The sequence below is a fragment of the Streptomyces sp. NPDC050263 genome, from assembly GCF_040655955.1.
Taxonomy (GTDB): Bacteria; Actinomycetota; Actinomycetes; order Streptomycetales; family Streptomycetaceae; genus Streptomyces.
Genome location: NZ_JBFAKW010000010.1, coordinates 23,287 through 45,229 on the forward strand (window position 1 = coordinate 23,287; position 21,943 = coordinate 45,229).

Annotated in this window: 17 protein-coding genes and 1 pseudogene; 8 read left to right on the forward strand and 10 right to left on the reverse strand. The window is 70.8% G+C overall.

Annotated features, from left to right (window positions below):
- Positions 1-59 precede the first annotated feature (59 nt).
- The gene (locus AB0J04_RS06740; protein ID WP_363167281.1) at positions 60-1,073 is read left to right on the forward strand and encodes a hypothetical protein; all 1,014 of its coding nucleotides are present in this window, start codon (positions 60-62) and stop codon (positions 1,071-1,073) included.
- Positions 1,070-2,533: a VWA domain-containing protein gene (locus AB0J04_RS06745; RefSeq protein ID WP_363167282.1), complete on the forward strand. Its 1,464-nt coding sequence runs from the start codon at positions 1,070-1,072 to the stop codon at positions 2,531-2,533. Before AB0J04_RS06740 ends, AB0J04_RS06745 begins: the two co-directional genes overlap by 4 nt.
- Positions 2,534-2,652: 119 nt before the next feature.
- Here AB0J04_RS06745 and AB0J04_RS06750 read toward each other — a convergent pair whose 3' ends face one another.
- From AB0J04_RS06750 to AB0J04_RS06760, 3 genes are all read right to left on the reverse strand, one after another.
- Positions 2,653-3,528 (reverse strand): hypothetical protein, encoded by an 876-nt coding sequence (locus tag AB0J04_RS06750; protein ID WP_363167283.1) that lies wholly within the window; start codon positions 3,526-3,528, stop codon positions 2,653-2,655.
- 193 nt (positions 3,529-3,721) lie between these two features.
- Positions 3,722-4,813 (reverse strand): metallophosphoesterase, encoded by a 1,092-nt coding sequence (locus AB0J04_RS06755; RefSeq protein ID WP_363167284.1) that lies wholly within the window; start codon positions 4,811-4,813, stop codon positions 3,722-3,724.
- A 554-nt stretch (positions 4,814-5,367) separates the two neighbouring features.
- Positions 5,368-6,480, reverse strand: a complete 1,113-nt coding sequence (locus tag AB0J04_RS06760) for a LacI family DNA-binding transcriptional regulator (protein WP_363167285.1) — start codon at positions 6,478-6,480, stop codon at positions 5,368-5,370.
- Positions 6,481-6,915: 435 nt separating this feature from the next.
- Here AB0J04_RS06760 and hisC point away from each other — a divergent pair, with 435 nt between their 5' ends.
- The 4 genes from hisC to cydD all read left to right on the forward strand — a co-directional run bounded on the left by hisC (position 6,916) and on the right by cydD (position 14,251).
- Positions 6,916-7,995 (forward strand): histidinol-phosphate transaminase, encoded by a 1,080-nt coding sequence (gene hisC / locus AB0J04_RS06765; protein ID WP_363167286.1) that lies wholly within the window; start codon positions 6,916-6,918, stop codon positions 7,993-7,995.
- A gap of 140 nt (positions 7,996-8,135) precedes the next feature.
- Positions 8,136-9,644: a cytochrome ubiquinol oxidase subunit I gene (locus tag AB0J04_RS06770; protein ID WP_363167287.1), complete on the forward strand. Its 1,509-nt coding sequence runs from the start codon at positions 8,136-8,138 to the stop codon at positions 9,642-9,644.
- Between the two features lie 20 nt (positions 9,645-9,664).
- Positions 9,665-10,669, forward strand: coding sequence for a cytochrome d ubiquinol oxidase subunit II (cydB, locus tag AB0J04_RS06775; RefSeq protein WP_363167288.1), 1,005 nt, complete (start codon positions 9,665-9,667; stop codon positions 10,667-10,669).
- Positions 10,670-10,762: 93 nt separating this feature from the next.
- A complete protein-coding gene (gene cydD, locus AB0J04_RS06780; RefSeq protein WP_363167289.1) occupies positions 10,763-14,251 on the forward strand; it encodes a thiol reductant ABC exporter subunit CydD in 3,489 nt (1,162 codons plus the stop codon).
- Between the two features lie 38 nt (positions 14,252-14,289).
- Here the strand turns inward: cydD and AB0J04_RS06785 are convergent, their stop codons facing one another.
- The 6 genes from AB0J04_RS06785 to AB0J04_RS06810 form a co-directional block, all read right to left on the reverse strand.
- Positions 14,290-15,174 (reverse strand): Cof-type HAD-IIB family hydrolase, encoded by an 885-nt coding sequence (locus AB0J04_RS06785; RefSeq protein ID WP_363167290.1) that lies wholly within the window; start codon positions 15,172-15,174, stop codon positions 14,290-14,292.
- A gap of 71 nt (positions 15,175-15,245) precedes the next feature.
- Complete coding sequence (locus AB0J04_RS06790; RefSeq protein ID WP_363167291.1) at positions 15,246-16,139, reverse strand: LLM class flavin-dependent oxidoreductase; 894 nt, start codon at positions 16,137-16,139, stop codon at positions 15,246-15,248.
- 67 nt (positions 16,140-16,206) lie between these two features.
- Positions 16,207-16,359, reverse strand: a complete 153-nt coding sequence (locus tag AB0J04_RS06795; protein WP_363167292.1) for a hypothetical protein — start codon at positions 16,357-16,359, stop codon at positions 16,207-16,209.
- A complete protein-coding gene (locus AB0J04_RS06800) occupies positions 16,341-16,571 on the reverse strand; it encodes a hypothetical protein (RefSeq protein WP_363167293.1) in 231 nt (76 codons plus the stop codon). Before AB0J04_RS06800 ends, AB0J04_RS06795 begins: the two co-directional genes overlap by 19 nt.
- A 54-nt stretch (positions 16,572-16,625) precedes the next feature.
- Positions 16,626-17,879: an SWIM zinc finger family protein gene (locus tag AB0J04_RS06805; protein WP_363167294.1), complete on the reverse strand. Its 1,254-nt coding sequence runs from the start codon at positions 17,877-17,879 to the stop codon at positions 16,626-16,628.
- A complete protein-coding gene (locus AB0J04_RS06810) occupies positions 17,876-20,815 on the reverse strand; it encodes a DEAD/DEAH box helicase (RefSeq protein WP_363167295.1) in 2,940 nt (979 codons plus the stop codon). The genes AB0J04_RS06805 and AB0J04_RS06810 overlap by 4 nt, the downstream gene beginning before the upstream one ends.
- 157 nt (positions 20,816-20,972) lie before the next feature.
- Between AB0J04_RS06810 and AB0J04_RS06815 the strand changes: the two genes are divergently transcribed.
- The gene (locus AB0J04_RS06815; RefSeq protein ID WP_363167296.1) at positions 20,973-21,221 is read left to right on the forward strand and encodes a hypothetical protein; all 249 of its coding nucleotides are present in this window, start codon (positions 20,973-20,975) and stop codon (positions 21,219-21,221) included.
- Positions 21,218-21,619: a DNA-binding protein gene (locus AB0J04_RS06820; RefSeq protein ID WP_363167297.1), complete on the forward strand. Its 402-nt coding sequence runs from the start codon at positions 21,218-21,220 to the stop codon at positions 21,617-21,619. Before AB0J04_RS06815 ends, AB0J04_RS06820 begins: the two co-directional genes overlap by 4 nt.
- 72 nt (positions 21,620-21,691) lie before the next feature.
- Here the strand turns inward: AB0J04_RS06820 and AB0J04_RS06825 are convergent.
- Positions 21,692-21,916: pseudogene (locus tag AB0J04_RS06825) on the reverse strand (LLM class flavin-dependent oxidoreductase); the annotation flags it as partial.
- Positions 21,917-21,943 lie beyond the last annotated feature (27 nt).

The following is a 21,943-nucleotide window of genomic DNA, read 5'->3' on the forward strand; positions in this document are numbered from 1 at the left end:
GCTCGATGCCTGGTCATGGGCAGCGCCATGAGAGGGCGGCTGTGACGGGGGGATGGACCTTGGAGTTTCTGAAGACGACCGAGCCGGTCCGGTCATTGGTCTGGCAGGGCGGTGACCTGGTCGATGTAGTGGGCGGCCGGGCCTGGAACCGCGACGGTGCGGAGCGCCGCGCGGCTACCGGTCGGGGTTCGGAGTTCGACAAGTTCGACAGATGCGTCGTCTCGCCCTCCGGCCGCTACAGCGTCGTCTACGCCGAACGTGGGGCCGACGCCCTCTTGCTCGAGGGAGCGATCCCGCTCCGTGAGCTGACTCGCGACTCCTACCACGACGAGGACTTCGACTACCCCGTAGCCCTGACTGCTCTGCCGGACGGCCGGGAGATCCTGGTCCACTGCCCGGAGGAGTACAACGTGCTCCAGATCGAGGACGCGGCGTCCGGACAGCGGCTCACCCCCGGAACCCGCGAAGCGAAGGACGTGTTCCATTCCCGTCTGTCGGTGAGCGGGGACGGCAGACGTCTGCTGGTTGCCGGCTGGGTGTGGCACCCGTACGGCATCGCCGAGGTGTTCGATCTGGAGGCCGCGCTGACCGACCCGGCCGTGTTGGACGGACACGGGGTGCTGCCCATGGAGCCGGGGATCGATGCCGAGGTGGTGTCGGCCTGCTGGCTCGACGACGACCGCCTGGCGGTGGCGACCGGAGAGGAGTTCCTCGACGACGAGGATGTCCCCGCGCTAGGACCCCGTCAGATCGGCGTGTGGTCGCTGTCCGGTCGCGCGTGGGTGCACCGGAGCTCCGTCGACTTCGAGGTCGGGACGCTGATCGCGGGAGGCGGTCGCGTCGTCTCGTTGCACGGACATCCCCGGCTGATCGACGTCAGGACCGGGGAAGTGCTGGAGGAATGGCCCGAGGTGGCGATTCCCCGCCGGGAGGGGGCATACGGCGTCACCCACATACCGACACCGGTCGCGGCGCTGCATCCGGACGGCACGCACTTGGCGGTCGCTCAGGACGAGAACATCGCGCTCGTTCGGTTGCCGTCGGCCGTCGGCTCGGCAGACTTGCCTCCATGACAGCGCGATCCATGAGCAAGGGCGCCAATCTGCCGGTCGACGCGCCGGACGTCCGGGTGGAACTCAGCTGGGCCGAGGGGGTCGGTGGGCCGGACATCGACGTCTCGGCGCTGCTGTTGACGAGCGACGGCCGGGTTCGTGACGACGGGGACTTCGTCTTCTACAACCAGCCGCTTCACGCGTCCGGCGCCGTGAGACACGTCGGTAAGCGGCGGGAGGCCGGCGTGATGACCGACGCGGTCCATGTGTATCTCCGCTCGCTGGAGGCGGCCATCACGCGGGTGGTGCTGTGTGCGTCGGCCGACGGCGGCACGTTCGGGCAGGTGAGCGGTCTGACGTTGCGGCTGTTCGGTACGGGCGGGCGGTCCGAGCTGGCGCGCTTCGAGATGCAGGCCGACACGGAGACGGCGTTCATCGGCGGCGAACTGTACCTGCGCGAGGGGCGCTGGAAGTTCCGGGCGGTAGGGCAGGGGTACGCCTCCGGACTCGCGGGAGTGGCCACCGACTTCGGGATCACGGTCGATGAGGAGCAGGCGGCACATCCTCTGCCCACTCCGCAGAGCCCGCCCACTCCACAGAGCCCACCGGTCCCGTCGAGCCTGCCGGGCTCGGTACCGGTCCCACTGAACCCTCCGGTCCCGGCGACGCCCGCTCGGCCGGACTCAGGGGCGGTGTCCCCGCCGCCAGGTCCTCGGCTGACCAAAGGGGAGGAGCGGCTGCCCGTCGACATGCGTAAGCGGCTGTCGCTGCGCAAGGAGCAGGTCGCCGTCAGTCTGAGCAAGCGGGGAGCGGCGGGGATCACCGCGCGGGTCGTGCTCGTCCTCGACGCCTCCGGCTCCATGGCGTTCCTGTACTCCCGGGGAGTCGTGGCGGACGTCGTGGAACGGATGGCGGCGGTGGCGGCAGAACTCGACGACGACGGAGAGATGCAGGCCTGGACGTTCGCGAGCGAGTCCGCTCGCCTTCCCGACCTTCGTCTGGGCGAACTCCCCGAGTGGCTGCGGCTGCACGTGCGCGTGGGCGAGATCAGTCTGTTCCGGCGCAACAGGAAGCCCCGCAAGGGGATGGAGCCGGGGCAGGTCGACATGCGCGCGGTCGGCATCCAGAACGAGGAGCAGAAGGCGATCGCCCAGGTCAGATCGTATGTGCGGGAGAATCCGGCGACCGCGCCGACCTTGGTGCTGTTCTTCTCCGACGGAGGGGTCTATCGCGACGCGGCGATCGAGCGGGAGCTGCGGGCGGCGGTGGAGGAGCCGATCTTCTGGCAGTTCGTGGGGCTCGGCCGGTCCAACTACGGGGTCCTGGAGCGGTTCGACACGCTGCCCGGGCGCCGGGTCGACAACGTGGGCTTCTTCGCTGTGGACGACATCAGCGCCGTCCCGGACCAGGAGCTCTACGACCGGCTGCTGTCCGAGTTCCCCAGCTGGATCACGGCAGCGGGCCGCGCAGGCATTCTCTGACGGGCCACCAGGGCCACCAGGGCCACCAACCAGGGCCACCGCGGTCGCCCAGGGGCAGGTCGGCCCGGCGTACGGCTTGCGCTCCCCTCGGCGGGTCGGCGGGGGCGCAAGCCGAGTGCCTATTCCGGCTTGTGGTCCGGTCCGCCGAAGTCCGGGCTGGTGTAGTCCGGGCTGCTGAAGCTCGGCCGCGGGCCGGTCGAGCGGCCGTCGTCAGGGCTGCTGAAGCCCGGGCGGTCGTAGCCGATCTTCGGCAGACGGCCGGTGGGAGCCGGCGGGGGCGGGGCGGTGTGCAGGGCGGTCGCCGCGCCCGGACTGGCGAGGGCCTCTCGGAGAAACGGCAGGATGCCGCGCTCCAGTAGGGCTTCTCGCCAGGCTTCCCTGGCCAGGGAGACCTCCTCGCTCAGTTCGCCGTACGGTTCGGCCCCCAGGGAGGGCCGGTTGCGCAGGGCGGTGAGCAGCAGCGCGACGGTGGCGACGAGGATCGCGGCCACAGCCACGGCCCCGAACGTCCAGCCGGCTGTGAGCATGGTCCGGGCGAACGCCTGCTCGGGGTCGAGCACGCTGAGGATGTAGCCGACGAGCAGGAAGATCACTGCGGCGGTCCCGGCGAGAACGGGGGTGAGGACGGCGGCGACGGCGCCCGCGCCGGCGGCCTCGGCGGCCTGGGCCGCGTCCCCCATGGTGGTGGCGAGCCCCATCGCGGCCGCGTTCGGCTCGGCGGAGCCGGTCTCGGACGCGGACGACGGGGTGGACGGCGCCGGATGGCGCAGTTCCTCGCGGACCTTCACGTAGTGCTGGTACTCGGCCGCCGCGGCCACCGTGATGAGGGCGGAGGCGTTGAGCGCCATGGTGCGCAGTTGTTCGGGGTTGAGCCGCTGTCCGACAGCGGCCAGTTCCGGGTGGTGTGGTGCGGAGCGCAGCGCCTCGTCGAGGATCCGCTCGTACTCCTGGCGGTCCTCGCTGTGCAGGTGCTGCGGAACGCTGTTCATGTGCATCCCCCGATGCTCCGTAGGGCTTGGGGCTCGCATGCCAACGAGCCGTCGGGCAGAAACGGAGGGGAGCCTGCTACGGATAGACCGATGGTAGAGCGGCGACGGCATGGGGTGACAGGGGGTTTGCCGAAATTGGCCCCTGGCCTGCGGTGTCACGGGCGAGTCGAAAGTGGGGCACAGCATGCCCCGGGAACGGTCAGATATCCAGGGGCAGTTGCTGGACCAGCAGTTTTCCGGCCATCGTCACGCCGCCGTCCATCGCGATGGCCAGTCCGTCGGCGTAGACGTGCGGTCCTTCGACATGGGGACCGCCGCTGTCCTCGCCGTCCTCCGAGTCCGAGCCGACTTCGCCCAGCAGATAGGGAATCGGGCTGTGGCCGTGAACGATTCGGGTACCGCCGTACGTATCGAGCAGGGAACGGACGGCGTCGGCTCCACCTTCGTCCCGGAAGGAGAAGCGTTTGGTGAACTTGCGGAACAGGTCCCACACCTCGTCCGCGTCGTTGCGCGTGATCGTCTCGCGGACGGTGTCGTTGACCGCCTCGATCGAGTCGCCGTAGTCGAGGTAGGCGGTGGTGTCGGAGTGGACGAGCAGATGGCCGTCGACCTCCTCGACGGCGTCGAGGCGGGCCATCCACTGGAGGTGGTGGTCCTGAAGACGGTCCATGTCGTACTTCTGGCCGCCGTTGAGCAGCCAGGCCGCCTGGAAGGTGGCGGTGCCCGCGCCGGAGTTGACGGGGGTGTCGCCGAAGCGCTTGGCACCGAGCAGCAGCAGTTCGTGGTTGCCCATGAGGGCCTTGCAGTATCCGCCGGCGGCGGCGGCCTCGGCGGACAGCCGCATGACGAGGTCGATGACGCCGATGCCGTCCGGTCCGCGGTCGGTGAAGTCGCCGAGGAACCACAGCCGGGCGGTGCCCGCGCACCAGTCGCCGGCGTCGTCGATCAGGCCCTTCTCCTGGAGTGCGGCCATCAGTTCGTCGAGGTATCCGTGCACGTCGCCGACGACGAACAGCGGACCGGGGCCGGTCGCGGGCAGCGGAGCCTGGACGGCCGCCGGATCCACGGTCACCTGAAGGGTGTCGCCGCGGCGGCTGATCACGGGCAGATCGCGCTGGGTGGGCGTGTAGCCGTCCGGATGCTCCAGCGGCTCGTCGACGGGTGGCGCGGCGTTGCCGGGATGTGTGTCGTGGTCGTACGGACCGGTCTCGTGGACGTACGCGGGCACCCGGAAGTCGCGCAACGTCGCCGTCCGCTCCACCTCGGGTCCCTGACCGGCCCCCTGAGTCATCAGACCCCTCCACCATCGCGCCGCATCTGCACTCCTCGGGCCGCTTGGTCGCAGCGGCCCGTGGTGCCGTGCGCCCATCATAGGAATGCGGATCGTGCCGTGTGATGACCCAGGGGTGGTCAATCGGAGCAAGGCTCCAGTTCATCGCGGCTTTCGCCCCGATTGGACCGGGCTTCGGCAGCCCGCACTCACCCGGCACACACCATGCCCACACCCACCCGGGCGGCTCCGACGGCGAGGACGGAGAACTGCTGCGGCTTGGGCGGGGGCGAGCTGTGTGGCTGGGGGAGGGACGTCTCGGTGGTTCGCCGGCTCGCCGGGAAGGGCGATTTCGTCGGATGCGGCCGCGAGTGGCGGAGTGGTCCAGGGGCGATGGTTTTGCGTCGTCGAGCGGCACCGGGCCCCTCGGCGGCTTCGGAGACTCCTGACGCCCGGGGCGCCTCGAGCGCCGTCGGGAAAACGCCCGTACGTGCGGCCCCGACTACCTACGTTGACGCAAGCCGCCCCTTCCTCGTGCCCACGGCAGCGTGGGGACGAGGAAGGGGCGGCCTGGGTCACTGCTCTTCCGGGGCCCTCGGAGGGCTGACCGTGGTGCGGGGGGAGCGTCGTTGGGACGACGTCCGCACGATCAGCTCGGTCGGTATCACCTGCTCGACCGGGTGGTCGGATTCCGCGCCCTCGATCGCGTCGATGAGGAGCTGGACCACCGCTGTGCCGATGCGGCGCGGTTTCAACGAGAGGGTGGTCACGGGCGGCTCGGTGTTGGCGTACACCGTGGACTCGCTGCAACAGACGATCAGCAGGTCCTCGGGGACGCGCAGCCCGTAGCGGCGGGCGGCGGCGAGCAGATCGGTGCCGTTGGGGTCGAACAGGCCGTAGACCGCGTCGGGGCGGTCGGGGCGGGCCAGCAAACGGTCGGCGGCCACGGCGCCCGCGCACGGGTCGTGCGCGGGGTAGGCCTCGTAGACCGGGTCCTGGCCGACCCGCTCGCACCACCGCAGGTAGGCGCTGGTCGACAGATGCGTGTACGTGTCCGTCGTGGTGCCCGTGAGCAGGCCGATGCGGCGGGCGCCGGCGTCGGCCAGGTGGTCGAGAATGTCGAGGACGGCGGCCTCGTGGTCGTTGTCCACCCATGCGGTGACCGGGAGCGTGCCGGCCGGACGGCCGTCGGAGACGACCGGTAAACCCTGCCGGACGAGCTCGCTGACCACCGGATCCTGGTCGGAGGGGTCGATGACGACCGTGCCGTCCAGGGCGACGTTCGACCACACGTCGTGGCGCGAGGTCGCCGGGAGGATGACGAGTGCGTAGCCGCGGGCGAGCGCGGCCGACGTCGCGGCGCGCGCCATCTCCGCGAAGTACGCGAATTCGGTGAAGGTGAAAGGTTCATCCCCGTACGTGGTCACGGTCAGGCCGATGAGTCCTGACTTGCCGGTACGGAGTGTTCGGGCGGCCGCTGAGGGGCGGTAGCCCAGTCGGTCGGCGACCTCGCGGACATGGCGTCGGGTGGCATCGGGGAGCCTGCCCTTGCCGTTGAGGGCGTCGGAGACGGTCGTGATGGAGACTCCGGCGGCGGCGGCCACGTCCCTGATGCCCGCCCGGCCCGGCCGGCTGCCTCGGCGTGAGGTTTCCGCGCGGCTCACCTGGTGCTTCCCTGCTGCTGTCATGGCGAGCCGATAGTAGGGCTCATTCGGTGGGGTAGGGCGGACGCATATGCACGCGTTGACAGGCACGTTTCTGCAAGGCTGCAGGGCATCAAATGCATTAGAAACAAAGGCAGTTGACCGTTCCAATGCCAAGACGTGACGTGTCGACACGGATGAGCCTGCCAAGGCACCGATGTTTCGAAGAGGTCTCAACTCACCTGCACGAGGGATGCGCGCCACGGCGCGAGCCACCGGCGCGTAGATATATGTGCAGCGCGCCCCCTGGGGCGTACGCCTTCGTACGGCTTCGTCCTCAGAAGTCGCGGAGATCCCTCCGATCCGTGCCGAGGCGCCTCCGCGGCCGTGCGCGAGCTGTACGCAGCCGCGCCGAATCCTCATAAGGTGAGCAGTATTGAAGCCGGTGGTGGTCCGGTGGTGGTCACGAGGAGGACTGCGGTGAGCGAGACGAGCCCCAAGCTGCGCGCCGAGCTGGAGGGGATCCCCACCTACAAGCCGGGCAAGCCCGCCGCGGCCGGTGGTCGCGTGGCCTACAAGCTGTCGTCCAACGAGAACCCCTATCCGCCGCTGCCGGGCGTGATGGAGACCGTGACGGCCGCGGCCGCCTCCTTCAACCGCTACCCGGACCTGGCCTGCACGGGTCTGGTGAACGAGCTCTCCGAGCGCTTCGGCGTCCCGGCCGCCCACCTGGCCACGGGCACGGGCTCCGTCGGCGTCGCCCAGCAGCTCGTCCAGGCGACCGCGGGCCCCGGCGACGAGGTGATCTACGCCTGGCGGTCGTTCGAGGCGTACCCGATCATCACGCGGATCAGCGGCGCGCGGGCCGTGCAGGTGCCGTTGACGCCGGGCGATGTGCACGACCTGGACGCGATGGCCGACGCGATCACCGACCGGACCCGGCTGATCTTCGTCTGCAACCCCAACAACCCCACGGGCACCGTCGTGAAGCGGGCCGAGCTGGAACGGTTCCTCGACCGGGTGCCGAGTGACGTGCTGGTCGTGCTGGACGAGGCCTACCGGGAGTTCATCCGCGACCCCGAGGTGCCGGACGGCGTCGAGCTGTACCGGAAGCGGCCCAACGTCTGCGTGCTGCGGACCTTCTCCAAGGCCTACGGCCTCGCGGGACTGCGCGTCGGCTTCGCCATCGCCCACGAGCCGGTGGCGGAGGCGCTGCGCAAGACCGCGGTGCCGTTCGGTGTGAGCCAGCTCGCGCAGGAGGCCGCGGTCGCCTCGCTGCGCGCCGAGGACGCGCTGCTCGGCCGAGTGGGCTCGCTGGTGTGCGAGCGACTGCGGGTGGTCGAGGGGCTGCGGGCGCAGGACTGGACGGTGCCCGAGACGCAGGCCAACTTCGTGTGGCTGCGGCTGGGCGAGCGGACGGTCGCCTTCGCGGCGGCGTGTGAGCAGGCAGGCGTCGTGGTGCGGCCGTTCCCGGGCGAGGGCGTGCGGGTGACGGTCGGGGAGAACGAGGCGAACGACATCTTCCTGAAGGTGGCGGAAGGGTTCCGCAAGGAGCTGTAGCCGACGCTGCATCGGGGGGTTTCCGTGGGTAAGCGGGACCCCCCTTCCCATGTCGAAAATCGGTGCGGCATACTAGCTTGTGAATGTGAACGCTTTCACAAGCGACTCTCGCAAGCGGCTGAGGTAAGGAGTGTGACGACGTGGACCTGGCTCTGGCGCCGGAGACACTGGCGCGCTGGCAGTTCGGCATCACCACCGTCTACCACTTCCTCTTCGTCCCCCTGACGATCTCCCTCGCGGCCCTCACCGCCGGGTTGCAGACCGCCTGGGTGCGCTCGGAGAACGAGAAGTACCTGAGGGCGACGAAGTTCTGGGGCAAGCTCTTCCTGATCAACATCGCGATGGGTGTCGTCACCGGCATCGTGCAGGAGTTCCAGTTCGGAATGAACTGGTCGGACTACTCGCGCTTCGTCGGCGACGTCTTCGGCGCCCCGCTCGCCTTCGAGGCGCTGATCGCCTTCTTCTTCGAGTCCACCTTCATCGGTCTGTGGATCTTCGGCTGGGACAAGCTGCCGAAGAAGATCCACCTGGCCTGCATCTGGATGGTCTCGATCGGCACGATCCTGTCGGCCTACTTCATCCTCGCGGCCAACTCGTGGATGCAGCACCCGGTCGGCTACCGGATCAACGAGGAGAAGGGGCGGGCCGAACTGACCGACTTCTGGGCCGTGCTGACCCAGAACACCGCGCTCACCCAGGTCTTCCACACCCTGACCGCGGCCTTCCTCACCGGCGGCGCCTTCATGGTCGGCATCGCGGCCTTCCACCTGTACCGCAAGAAGCACATCCCGGTGATGAAGACCTCGCTGCGGCTGGGCCTCATCACCGTGGTCATCGCCGGTCTGCTCACCGCCGTCAGCGGCGACCTCCTCGGCAAGGTCATGTTCAAGCAGCAGCCGATGAAGATGGCCGCCGCCGAAGCGCTGTGGGACGGCGAGGCGCCCGCGCCCTTCTCGGTCTTCGCCTACGGCGACGTAGAGAAGGGGCACAACAAGGTCGCCATAGAGATCCCCGGCCTGCTGTCCTTCCTCGCGAACGACGACTTCACCTCGTACGTCCCCGGCATCAACGACGTCAACAAGGCCGAGCAGGAGAAGTTCGGGCCCGGCGACTACCGGCCCAACATTCCCGTCGCCTACTGGGGCTTCCGCTGGATGATCGGCTTCGGCATGACGTCCTTCGCGATCGGCCTGGCCGGACTCTGGCTGACCCGTAAGAAGTTCCTGCTGCCGCAGCACCTGAGGGTCGGCGAGGACGAGGTGCCGCATGTGGTGCTGTTCAGGAACAAGGCGCTCAACCCGAAGCTCACCAAGCTCTACTGGCTGACGGCGATCTGGACCCTGGGCTTCCCGTTGATCGCCAGCTCCTGGGGCTGGATCTTCACCGAGATGGGCCGCCAGCCCTGGGTCGTCTACGGCGTCCTGCAGACCCGCGACGCGGTCTCCCCCGGGGTCTCCCAGGGCGAGGTCATCACCTCGATGATCGTCTTCACCACGCTGTACGCGATCCTCGCCGTCGTCGAGGTCAAGCTGCTGGCGAAGTACGTGAAGGCCGGCCCGCCCGAGCTGACCGAGGCCGACCTGAACCCGCCCACGAAGATCGGCGGCGACCCCCGTGACGCCGACAAGCCGATGGCCTTCTCGTACTAGGCCGAGGGAGCTGCACAGTCATGGAACTGCACGACGTCTGGTTCGTCCTGATCGCCGTCCTGTGGACCGGATACTTCTTCCTGGAGGGCTTCGACTTCGGGGTCGGCATCCTCACCAAACTGCTCGCCCGTAACCGGCCCGAGCGGCGCGTGCTCATCAACACCATCGGACCCGTCTGGGACGGCAACGAGGTGTGGCTGCTCTCGGCGGGCGGCGCGACCTTCGCTGCCTTCCCGGAGTGGTACGCCACGCTCTTCTCCGGGTTCTACCTGCCCCTGCTGTTCATCCTGGTCTGCCTGATCGTGCGGGGCGTCGCCTTCGAATACCGGGCGAAGCGGCCCGAGGAGAACTGGCAGCGCAACTGGGAGACCGCGATCTTCTGGACTTCGCTCCTCCCCGCGTTCCTGTGGGGCGTGGCTTTCGGCAACATCGTGCACGGCGTCAAGATCGACCGGAACTTCGAGTACGTCGGCGGCTTCTGGGCTCTGCTCAACCCGTACGCGCTGCTCGGCGGCCTGGTGACGCTGACGCTGTTCACCTTCCACGGTGCGGTGTTCACGGCCCTCAAGACCGTCGGTGAGATCCGCGAGCGGGCGCGGAGGCTCGCGTCCCAGGTCGGTCTGGCGACCGCTGTGCTCGCGCTGGTCTTCCTGTCGTGGACGCAGGTCGACGGCGGCGACGCCAAGAGTCTGGTCGCGCTGGTCGTGGCGGTCGCCGCCCTGGTCGCGGCGCTGGTGGCGAACCAGGCGGGGCGTGAGGGCTGGTCGTTCGCCTTCTCCGGAGTCACCATCGTGGCCGCCATGGCGATGCTCTTCCTGACGCTCTTCCCGAACGTCATGCCGTCCTCGCTCAACGCGGACTGGAGCCTCACGGTGACCAACGCCTCGTCGAGTCCGTACACCTTGAAGATCATGACCTGGTGCGCGGCGATCGCGACACCGCTCGTGATGCTCTACCAGGGGTGGACGTACTGGGTGTTCCGCAAGCGGATCGGTACGCAGCACATCGCTGAGCCTGCGCACTGAGTCCCGGTCGGGGTGTGTTTCACGTGAAACACACCCCATGAGGAGAGAGCGTGTTTCACGTGAAACACACTCTTTGAGGAGAGGGTGTTTCACGTGAAACCGATCGACCCGCGTCTGCTTCGGTACGCCCGCGCCACTCGCCTCTTCCTGGTGGCGGTCGTCGGGCTGGGTGTCGTCGGAGCGGCGCTGGTCATCGCTCAGGCGATGCTGATCGCCGAGGCGGTGGTCGGCGCCTTCCAGCGCAGCATGTCGGTCGCCGAACTGCGCACTCCCCTGCTGCTGTTGGCGGGCGTCGCGCTCGGCCGTGCGCTGGTCGCCTGGCTCGCCGAACTTGCCGCTCACCGCGCGAGCGCCGCGGTGAAGTCGGAGCTCCGGGGGCGGTTGCTGGAGCGGGCCACCACGTTGGGGCCGGGCTGGCTGAGCGGGCAGCGCACCGGTTCGCTGGTCGCCCTCGCCACGCGGGGCGTGGATGCCCTCGACGACTACTTCTCGCGCTACCTGCCGCAGTTGGGGCTGGCGGTGGTCGTACCGGTCGCGGTCCTCGCGCGGATCGTGACGGAGGACTGGGTGTCCGCCGCGATCATCGTCGGCACCCTGCCCCTGATCCCGGTCTTCATGATGCTCATCGGCTGGGCCACCCAGTCACGGATGGACCGTCAGTGGCGGCTGCTGTCCCGGTTGTCCGGGCACTTCCTGGACGTCGTCGCCGGGCTGCCCACGCTGAAGGTGTTCGGGCGGGCCAAGGCACAGGCCGACTCGATCCGGCACATCACCGGCGAGTACCGGCAGGCGACCATGCGGACCCTGCGCATCGCCTTCATCTCGTCGTTCGCGCTGGAGCTGCTGTCGACGCTCTCGGTGGCCCTGGTCGCCGTGACGATCGGCATGCGGCTCGTGCACGGCGAGATGGACCTGTACATCGGCCTGGTGATCCTTGTGCTCGCGCCCGAGGCGTACCTCCCGTTGCGGCAGGTGGGGGCGCAGTATCACGCGGCGGCCGAGGGACTGGCGGCCGCCGAGGAGATCTTCGAGGTGCTGCAGACGCCGGCACCGGCGTCGGGCACGGTCGCGGTGGCCGAGGGCGGGGTCGCCTTCGAAGGCGTGACCGTCCGCTACCCCGGACGCTCCGCCGACGCGGTCTCGGACGTCTCCTTCACCGTCGCGGACGGCGAGACGGTCGCGCTCGTCGGACCGAGCGGCACGGGCAAGTCGACCCTTCTGAACGCACTGCTGGGCTTCGTGTCGCCGACCGAGGGCCGGGTGCTGGCCGGGGGAGTCGACCTCGCGGTCGCCGACCTCGAGCAGTGGCGGTCGCGGATCGCGTGGGTGCCTCAGCGCCCGCACCTCTATTCCGGGACGATCGCCGAGAACGTCCGGTTGGCCTGTCCCGACGCCGACGACGCGGCCGTCCGCGGGGCGCTGGCGGACGCGGGGGCGCTGGAGTTCGTCGCCGCGCTGCCCGCCGGGGCCGACACCGTGCTCGGCGAGGACGGGACCGGGCTGTCCGCCGGGCAGCGGCAACGGCTCGCCCTGGCCCGGGCGTTCCTCGCGGACCGGCCCGTGCTGCTCCTGGACGAGCCGACGGCCGCGCTCGACGGGGAGACCGAGGCGGAGGTCGTGGCGGCCGTGCGGCGGCTCGCGGCCGGCCGGACCGTCCTGCTGGTCGTGCACCGGCCGGCGCTGCTGGCGGTGGCGGACCGCGTCGTGCGGCTGGCCGACGCTGAGACGCGCGAGCCCGCGGAGGCCATGCCCAAGGACGCTCCCGCCCCGCTGGAAGAAGCGGCGGCGGTGTTCGTCGCGGAAGAGGCCGAGACGGGCCCCGCCGTGACCGGGGGCAGCGTCCTCGCCCGGGTCCGTGCCATGGCCGGTGCCCGGCGCGGCCGGCTCGGCCTGGCGCTGCTGTTGGGCAGCCTTGCCCTCGGCAGCGCCGTGGGACTCATGGCCACCTCCGGTTGGCTCATCTCGCGGGCCTCGCAGCAGCCGCCGGTGCTGTACCTGATGGTGGCCGTGACGGCGACCCGGGCCTTCGGCATCGGGCGCGCGGTGTTCCGGTACGCGGAGCGGCTCGTGTCGCACGACGCCGTGCTGCGGATGCTGGCCGACACCCGGGTCGCCGTCTACCGGCGACTGGAGCGGCTGGCGCCCGCGGGGCTGCGGACGACCCGCCGGGGCGATCTGCTCAGCCGGCTGGTCGCCGACGTGGACGCCCTGCAGGACTACTGGCTGCGCTGGCTGCTGCCCGCCGGGGCCGCCGTCGTCGTCGCGGCCGGGGCCATCGCCTTCACCGCCTGGCTGCTGCCCGCGGCCGGGGCCGTGCTCGCCGCCGGACTGCTCATGGCCGGGGTGGGCGTCCCACTGGTCACCGGCGCGGTGGCGCGCCGGGCCGAGCGTCGGCTCGCGCCCGCCCGAGGGGAGCTCGCCACCCACACGGCTGACCTGCTCACCGGCACCGCCGAACTGACCGTCGCGGGCGCCCTTCCCGCCCGCCGCGCCGAGGTGCGCGCGGCGGACTCCGTGCTCACCCGGATCGCCTCGCGCGCCGCGACCGCCACCGCTCTCGGCGACGGACTGATCGCACTGGTCTCCGGGCTGACCGTCGCGGCGGCCGCCCTCGTGGGCGCCCAGGCGGTCGCCGACGGCCGACTGGGCGGTGTGACCATGGCCGTCGTCGTCCTCACCCCGCTGGCTGCCTTCGAGGCCGTCCTGGGACTGCCGCAGGCCGTGCAGTACCGCCAGCGGGTGCGCAGAAGCGCGGAGCGGGTGTTCGAGGTGCTGGACTCCCCCGAGCCGGTGCGCGAGCCGGAGCGGCCTCGCCAGAGCCCCGCGTCGCCGTTCCCGCTCGTCGTCGACGGGCTGACCGCGCGCCACGCCGGACAGGACCGGGAGGCGCTCACCGGAGTCGGCCTCACCCTGACGCGAGGGCGCCGGATCGCGGTCGTCGGGCCCTCCGGTTCCGGGAAGACCACGCTCGCACAGGTGCTGCTGCGGTTCCTGGACGCGGGCGCGGGCTCGTACACGCTCGGCGGGGTGGACGCCCGTTCCCTGGACGGCGACGACGTCCGCCGGCTCGTCGGGCTGTGCGCGCAGGATGCGCACCTCTTCGACAGCTCGGTCCGCGAGAACCTGCTGCTCGCCAGGAAGGGGGCGAGCGAGGAGGAACTGCGGGACGCGTTGTCGCGGGCCCGGCTGCTGGAGTGGGCCGACGGTCTGCCCGACGGGCTCGACACCCTCGTGGGCGAGCACGGGGCCCGGCTGTCCGGCGGACAACGGCAGCGGCTCGCGCTGGCCCGGGCGCTGCTCGCCGACTTCCCGGTCCTGGTGCTCGACGAGCCCGCCGAGCATCTGGACCTGCCGACCGCCGACGCGCTCACCCGGGATCTGCTGGCCGCCACCGAGGGCCGCACGACCCTGCTCATCACGCACCGGCTGGCCGGTCTCGAGGCGGTCGACGAGGTGGTCGTGCTGGACGGGGGCCGGGTGGTGCAGCGCGGTCCGTACCTGGCGCTGGCCGCCGAGGACGGACCGCTGCGGAGGATGGCCGAGCGGGAGGAGGCCTCGGAGCTGCTGGCGGGCGCGCGGTGACCGGCCCGCACCTGCACTTCGCGGCCGGACAGCGGTGACTACAACTCGGCGAGCAGCTGCTCGATGACGACGGCCACGCCGTCCTCGTTGTTGGCGACCGTGTGCCCGGAGGCCGCCGCGAGTACGTCCGGGTGCGCGTTGCCCATGGCGTACGACCGGCCGGCCCAGGTGAGCATCTCGACGTCGTTCGGCATGTCTCCGAACGCGACGACCTCTTCGGGGGAGATGCCACGCTCCGCACAGCACAGGGCCAGCGTGCTGGCTTTGGAGACGTCGGGGCCGCTGATCTCCAGCAGGGCGCTGGGGCTGGAGCGGGTGACGTTGGCGCGGTCGCCGATGGCCAGTCGGGCGAGGGTGAGAAAGGCGTCGGGGTCGATCGTGGGGTGGAAGGCGAGGATCTTCAGCACCGGCTCGCCGGCCCCGGGTCCGTCCGGCGCCAGCAGTCGCTCGGCCGGCGCGAGATGGTCGGGGATCTCCATGTGCATCTTGGGGTACTCCGGCTCCTGGTAGAAGCCGTACGTCTGCTCGACGGCGTACATGGTGCCCGGTGCCGCCTCACGCAGCAGCCGGACGGCGTCCAGCGCGTTCTCCCGCGCCAGCTCGCGCACTTTCACGAACCGGTGGGCGCCGGGGCCGCCGTGCAGGTCGACCACGGCGGCGCCGTTGCCGCAGATCGCCAGGCCATGCCCGTGGACGTGGTCGCTGACGACGTCCATCCAGCGGGCCGGGCGGCCGGTGACGAAGAACACCTCGATGCCCGCCTCCTCGGCGGCGGCGAGTGCGGCGACCGTGCGGGGCGACACCGACTTGTCGTCGCACAGCAGAGTGCCGTCGAGATCGGTGGCGATCAGCCGCGGCGGAAGGGCGGCGGCCGGGGTCTCGGGCTGTCGAGTCGCTGAGGTCACCGGGCCATTCTCGCGCATATGCCCGCACGGCCGTGCGGGAGTCCGCACACATGAGGCAGCGGCGCGGCATCGATGGCCTGATGCCGAGGTCAGCGCAGCTGAGCCGGGGCCTCCATGGCGATCTGCTCGAAGACCTTCTCGTCCACTGCGAAGTCGGAGCCCGGGATGGGCCAGTGGACCACGATCTCCGTGAAGCCGAGCTCCTGGTGTCGGCCCGCGAAGTCGACGAAGGCGGCCAAGGACTCCAGCGGACGGTTTCGGTCCGGGGTGAAACCGGTGAGCAGGATCCTGTCCAGGTCCTGTACGTTCCGCCCGCGCGCGGCACAGGCGTCGGCGAACCTCTCGAACTGGCCGCGAAGGGCTTGAACCGACTGCTCGGGGGTGCCGTTCTCGTACAGCTTGGGGTCGCCCGTGGTCACCCACGCCTGTCCGTACCGGGCCGCGAGCTGCAGCCCGCGCGGTCCGGTCGCGGCGACCGCGAAGGGCAGCCGGGGGCGCTGGACGCAGCCGGGGATGTTGCGTGCCTCGTGCGCCGAGTAGTAGTTGCCCTCGTAGGACACGGATTCCTCGGTCAGGAGCCGGTCCAGCAGCGGTACGAACTCGGCGAGCCGGTCGGCGCGCTCGCGCGGGGTCCATGAGTCCTGGCCCAGGGCGGTGGCGTCGAAGCCGGTGCCGCCCGCGCCGATCCCCAGGGTCACCCGGCCGCCAGAGATGTCGTCCAGGGAGATCAGCTCTTTGGCGAGGGTCACCGGGTGCCGGAAGTTCGGCGAGGTGACGAGGGTCCCCAATCGCAAACTCTCCGTAGCCGTCGCCGCTGCGGTCAACGTGGGCACCGCCCCGAACCACGGCCCGTCCCGGAAGGTGCGCCAGGAGAGGTGGTCGTAGGTGTAGGAGGCGTGAAAACCGAGGTCTTCGGCGCGCTGCCAGATCTTCTGTCCCTCGCCCCACCTGTGGATGGGAAGGATCACGGTGCTCAGTCGCATACCTACGACCCTAGCTCCGGTGACTGCGAGCAACGGCAGCATCGGACATCCCCGGCCGGGGTTGCCTTCAGCCCTCGCGGTAGCGCGCGAAGACGCGGGCGCGCTCCTGCTCCCAGGTCCAGTCCACGGCCGTACGGTGGAACGGGGCCCCGCTCGCCAGCTCGAAGAACTGGCCGGCGGGCCTGCCGGTCGCCTTGAGGATCACGATGGCGGAGAGCATGGGCTGGCCCCCTGGCTGTCCCGGCGGCACGCGTCGGCGAGCAGGTGGCTGATGATCGGGCCGCGGTAGTGGACGCGGTGTCCTTCCGCCTTCAGCGTTTCGCTGAGGGACTTGTACCAGCCGTCGGTGCGGCCTTCCCGCGCCCAACGCCGAAGGATCTCCATGGTCTCGGCCAGCGCTGCCACGTACTCGGCGTCGCCCAGCCTCATCACGCCCCCGTCCTCACATCCGGTAATAAACGGACGCCACGCGCTCCACCGCTGTCGTCACGTCCCAGTACGCTGCCAGATCGCGGTGAGCGCGGCAACGGGGTCGGTGGTGGCCGGTGCCGCCGGCCACCATTCGCCGTCGTTCTCCTGGAGGTAGGGGTACCAGCGGGCGTCGGGTCCCAGGCGTAGCTGGATGCCGTGGTCGGTGAGGGTGAGGCGGTTGCGCCAGGCCCTGAGGCGGCTGGGGCCGTCGGTCATCTCGGCGAGGGCTGTGGTCAGGGCGGTACGGGCTGCTGTCATCGCCGCCGGGTCAGGGCTGTGGGGCTGGTCAGCGACGCTGATGCCGGTGGAGCCGCCGTGGCGCCAGGCGCGGGTGAGGCGGGCGAAGGCGATCGGGTTGGCGCCGGTGTTCTGGATCAGGTGGTGGAACCACTCCGGGCCGGGGCCGCTCGCGGCGATGCGTACGGCGTCCTGGTGCTGGGTCAGGTGCAGGCTGGTGGTGTCGCCGGACAGCAGTCTTGTCGCCCGCGCGGAGGCGTCGGTCATCAGGCGCTCCAGGTCCGTGCTGGTGAGACCGCTGCCGGCCGGCGCGGGAACGGGCAGCGCGGCGGCGAGGGCGGATGGTTCGGGCAGGTTGGGCAACCCCGGGGCGTTCTCGGCCAGGGCGGCCCACGCGGCGTAGGCGCCGGCCGCGTGGATACCGGCCGGAGTGGGCGGGGCGGGCGAGGCGTCTCCGGGCCGGCCCGCGGTGCGGCGTGCGCGCAACTCCGCGAGAACCTCGTCCCGTCCGCGGCCCCGCAGCGCGAACAGCAGGAACGGGTCGGCGTCGATGGTGGCGGCGATGGCGTAGCAGAGCGCGGCGGCGTGTTTGCAGGGGTGGCCCCAGTCGGGGCAGGAGCATTCGGGGTCGAGTTCGGTGGGCTGCGGTAGCAGGGGGACGCCGGCGTGGCGGGCGTCGTCGACGAGTTCGGCGGGCATCTCGCCGTCGAGGAGTGCGGCGAGGTGCCCGGCTCGGGCTGCGACGGTGTCGAGGAGGGTGTCCCACTGGGCGTCGGCGAGGACGGGCAGGTGGACGGCGGAGCGGTAGGGGCGGGGACGGCTGCCCTGGACGGCTGCTTTGACCTGGCCGGGGGCGACGGTGACGGGGCCGACCATGCCCTGGCGGGCGTAGGTGCGTCCGCGGGACAGGCGTCCCGAGTCCAGGGTGGAGTCCTCCAGGGCCGTGACCCACGCCTGGCCCCACCAGGTCGCGGCGAAGGCGCGCCTTCCACGGGCGGGCGCGCGGCGCGGGCCGGGGACCGAAGGGCTCATGACTGCCTCCCCAGGGCGACGAGTTCGGCGAGGTCGTCGTCGGACAGTTCGGTCAGCGCGGCCTCGCCGGAGCCGACCACGGCGTCGGCGAGCGCCCGCTTGGACTCCAGCAGCTTCGCCACCCTGTCCTCCACGGTGCCCTCGGCGATGAGCTTGTGGACCTGTACGGGCTTGTCCTGGCCGATGCGGTAGGCGCGGTCGGTGGCCTGGTCCTCGACGGCAGGGTTCCACCAGCGGTCGTAGTGCACGACATGGGTGGCGCGAGTGAGGTTGAGTCCGGTGCCCGCGGCCTTCAACGACAGCAGGAAAACCGGCACTTCACCGCGTTGGAAGCGTTCCACCATCTCCTCGCGCCGCGCGACGGGGGTGCCGCCGTGCAGGAAGAGGGTGGGGATGCCGCGCTCGGCGAGGTGCTTCTCCAGGAGGGTCGCCATCTGCTTGTACTGGGTGAAGACCAGCACCGACTCGCTCTCGGCGGTGATGGTGTCGACGAGTTCGTCAAGGAGGTCGAGTTTGCCCGAGCGGCCGTGCAGCGGTGTGGACTGGCGCAGGTACTGGGCGGGGTGGTTGCAGATCTGCTTCAGTGCGGTGAGGAGCTTGAGGACGAGGCCGCGGCGGGTGATGCCGTCGGCTTCGGCGATCTTCGCCATGGTTTCGCGGACCACCGCTTCGTACAGGCTCGCCTGCTCGGCGGTCAGCGGCACGACGCGGTCGGTCTCGGTCTTGGCGGGCAGTTCCGGCGCGATGCCCGGGTCGGACTTCCTGCGGCGCAGCAGGAACGGGCGGACGAGGCGGGACAGCCGTTCGGCGGCATGCGGGTCCTCGCCCGACTCGATCGCGCGGGCGTGGCGGTCGCGGAAGGCGGTGAGCGGGCCGAGGAGTCCGGGGGTGGTCCAGTCGAGGAGCGCCCACAGTTCGGAGAGGTTGTTCTCCACGGGGGTGCCGGTGAGGGCGACGCGGGCGCGGGCGGGCAGGGCGCGCAGTTCGCGGGCGGTGACGGCGTAGGGGTTCTTGACGTGCTGGGCCTCGTCGGCGGCGATCAGCGACCAGGCGTTCTCGGCGAGGGCCTCCCGGTCGCGGCGCAGCACCCCGTAGGTGACCAGAACGACCTCGTCGTCGGCCAGGTCCTTCAGGTGGCGGTCGCCGCCGTGGTAGCGGCGCACCGGCGTGGTCGGCGCGAACCGGGCCGCCTCGCGCTGCCAGTTGCCGAGCAGGGAGGTGGGGCAGACGACGAGCGTGGGGCCCGCGGTGGCGGGGTCGGTCTGGCGGTGCAGGTGCAGGGCGAGCAGGGTGATGGTCTTGCCCAGGCCCATGTCGTCGGCGAGGCAGCCGCCGAGGCCGAGTCCGCACATCTCGGCCAGCCAGGCCAGGCCCCGCTTCTGGTAGTCGCGCAGCGTGGCCTTCAGAGCGGCGGGCTGGGCGGCGGGGGTACGGGATTCCGGGTCGCGGATACGGGCCACGAGATCGCCGAGTGCCCCGACCGCCGCGCAGGTGATCGTCTCCCCGCCCCGCTCGATCTCGCCGGTCAGCGCGGCGCCCAGTGCCTCCATGGGGCTGAGCGGCTCCATCCGGCGGCGCCGGGCGCGGGCCACCAGCTTCGGGTCGGCGACCACCCACTGGTCGCGCAGCCGGACGAGGGGGCGGCGCGCCTCGGCGAGGCTGTCCATCTCGGCTTCGGTGAGCGGCTCACCGCCGAGCGAGAGCTGCCAGTGGAAGGCGAGGAGGGTGTCGGCGTCGAGCATGCCGCCGGCGCTGGAGCCGGGTGCGGTGCGCTGTCCGATCTCCGCGGTCGCGGTGAGAGCCTTGACCAGTTCGCGCGGCCAGTGCACGTCGATACCGGCGGCCCGCAGCGTGTCGGTGGCGTCGCCCAGCAGGTCGAAGGCTTCGTCGTCGGTCAGCCGCAGCTGGTCCGGAGCGGCGTCCTTCAGCAGCCGGCCGAGGGGAGACCAGACGCGGGCGCCACGGCGCAGTGCGAGCAGTGTCTCGGTCTCGGCGCGAGGGCCGAGGAGGCGCTCGGTCTCGGACGGCTCGTTCCACAGCCGTGCGGCCTCTACGACGAGTGCCGGATCCGCCGCGGTGTGCAACTGCAGCACGGCACGGAACTGCCGACGCCGCCCCTCGGGTACGTCGACCCGCAGTGAGACGCCGACGTCGGCGGTGAACGCGGCGGCGGTCTCCTCGGCCCACTCCCGCAGGGCGGGCACGGCACGCGTCTCGCGCCAGGCGTACGGCAGCGCTCCCATGGCGAGCGGAGCGGCCGGCGTACGGACCAGGTCGTCGGCGACCGCGTCGCAGAACTGTCGTAGCAGCGCGCCTGGTTCGGCGATCCGTAGCGGGCCGGGGCCGGGCTCGGGCAGACAGTGGGCGTGGGGTGGGAAGGCGGAGACAAGGGCGTCCAGTGACTGACGCTGGGCGACGGTGAAGGGGCCTGCCTGCCAGGTGTCGTAGCCGGCGGGAGTGAGGGCCGGGTGGAGACGGCCGTCGGCGAGCAGCCGTAGCGCGAGGCGGGCGGCGGCCTGCCAGGCGGCGGCGGACGGATGCGGTGGCTGCGCCCCGGCCAGGGCGGACACGGCGAGGGCGACGGGAAGCGCGTAGCCCTCCACCCTGCGCCGCCGGACCGACCGGCCGTGCGGCAGCACCAGTTCCACCGACTCGGGTTGGACGCTCGCGGGCACTGTGCCGGCTGCCGCCGCTGCCCCGGTGGGCTTCCAGAGCAGCAGCCGTCCGAGGCGGGCAGGCTCGCCGGGCAGGAACAACGCCGCCCAGCCGCCGTCGAGCAGGGCAACCGCGAAGGCGGTTGCCTCCGGGTCGGCGAGTGGTGGCGTGACCCTCGTGTTGGTGCGTGGTTCTCGTACGACGACCCGTGCCACGCTTTTTCGCTCCGTCGTCTTCCAGGCGGCCCTCACCGCGTCCCGCTCACCAGGCAGGTCCATCATGGCGGGTCGGCGCAGCCTTGCTCAAACCGGGATGCCGGGGGCTGTCCTTTTTCGGCGAGCGCGGCTTCGGTGTCACTGTTACCGGTTACCCTGCGCCCGCGTGCCGACGGGTGAGGAGCGCGACGACCCGGGGCGCATATCGCAGTATGCTCGGGTCATGGCGGACACGACACGCATCACGGTGACGCTGCCGACCGAGCAGGTCGCCGAACTCAGGAAGCTCACCGACAACGTCTCCGGCTACGTCGCCGAGGCGGTGGCGCGTCAGCTTCGGCACCAACTGCTCGGTGCCGACCTGCAGCGCCACCAGGAGGAACACGGGGCCTTCACCGAGGAAGAGCTGGCACAGGCGCGTTCCAGCATCTTCGGGACGACGGACACGGGCGGATCGGCGAGCGCGGCGTGAACGAGCATGTCGAGACGGTCGTCCTGGACTCCCAGGGGCTTTCTGCCTGGATTGCCCAGGACCGCAAGATCCTCGCGATGTTCCAGGTGTTCCATGCCATGGGCGCCGATTTCGTCATCGGAGCCAACACCATCGTGGAAGTCGCCCACGGTCGGGTGAACATGTCGCGGCTGCGGTGGGTGCTGTCCCGCGTCAAGGTGGAGCCGGTGACGGAGGGCGCGGCGAAGGCGTCTGCGGAACTGCTCAAAGCCGCGGGTCTCCACGGCCACAAGTACGCGATTGACGCGACCGTGGCCGAGGTGGCGCTGCGCCAGCCGGGTCCAGCGACCATGTTGACCTCCGATGTCGACGACATGACCCGGTTGTGCGGCGACCGTGTCCGGCTCATCGGCATCTGAGAGGGGCAGCTCAGATAGCTGACCGAAGGAAGTCTTCGCAGGTCACGCCGCGATAGGCGAAAAGGGCTTGACCGAGGTCACCAGCGTGCCCAGGCGCAGGCGCTCGGTGGCGGACGCGGCGGCGGTCAACGTCGGGATCGCGCCGAACCAGGGGCCGTCGCGGAAGCTGCGCCAGGAAAGGTGGTCGTAGGTGTACGCCGTGTGGAAGCCGAGCTGCTCGGCCCGCGTCCATGCGGAACGGCCGCCCTCGTTCCAACGGAGGTACGGGAGGATCACGGTGCTCAGGCGCAGACTCATGTCATCGAGCGTATGCGGTCGACCGTG

Coding starts and splice junctions, on each gene's coding strand:
- AB0J04_RS06815 (WP_363167296.1), top strand. CDS start 20,973: ATGGCGGACACGACACGCATCACGGTGACGCTGCCGACCGAGCAGGTC.
- AB0J04_RS06795 (WP_363167292.1), bottom strand. CDS start 16,359: ATGCTCTCCGCCATCGTGATCCTCAAGGCGACCGGCAGGCCCGCCGGC.
- AB0J04_RS06790 (WP_363167291.1), bottom strand. CDS start 16,139: ATGCGACTGAGCACCGTGATCCTTCCCATCCACAGGTGGGGCGAGGGA.
- AB0J04_RS06755 (WP_363167284.1), bottom strand. CDS start 4,813: ATGACTCAGGGGGCCGGTCAGGGACCCGAGGTGGAGCGGACGGCGACG.
- cydB (WP_363167288.1), top strand. CDS start 9,665: ATGGAACTGCACGACGTCTGGTTCGTCCTGATCGCCGTCCTGTGGACC.
- AB0J04_RS06810 (WP_363167295.1), bottom strand. CDS start 20,815: ATGATGGACCTGCCTGGTGAGCGGGACGCGGTGAGGGCCGCCTGGAAG.
- AB0J04_RS06760 (WP_363167285.1), bottom strand. CDS start 6,480: ATGACAGCAGCAGGGAAGCACCAGGTGAGCCGCGCGGAAACCTCACGC.
- AB0J04_RS06745 (WP_363167282.1), top strand. CDS start 1,070: ATGACAGCGCGATCCATGAGCAAGGGCGCCAATCTGCCGGTCGACGCG.
- AB0J04_RS06750 (WP_363167283.1), bottom strand. CDS start 3,528: ATGCACATGAACAGCGTTCCGCAGCACCTGCACAGCGAGGACCGCCAG.
- AB0J04_RS06805 (WP_363167294.1), bottom strand. CDS start 17,879: ATGAGCCCTTCGGTCCCCGGCCCGCGCCGCGCGCCCGCCCGTGGAAGG.
- AB0J04_RS06785 (WP_363167290.1), bottom strand. CDS start 15,174: ATGCGCGAGAATGGCCCGGTGACCTCAGCGACTCGACAGCCCGAGACC.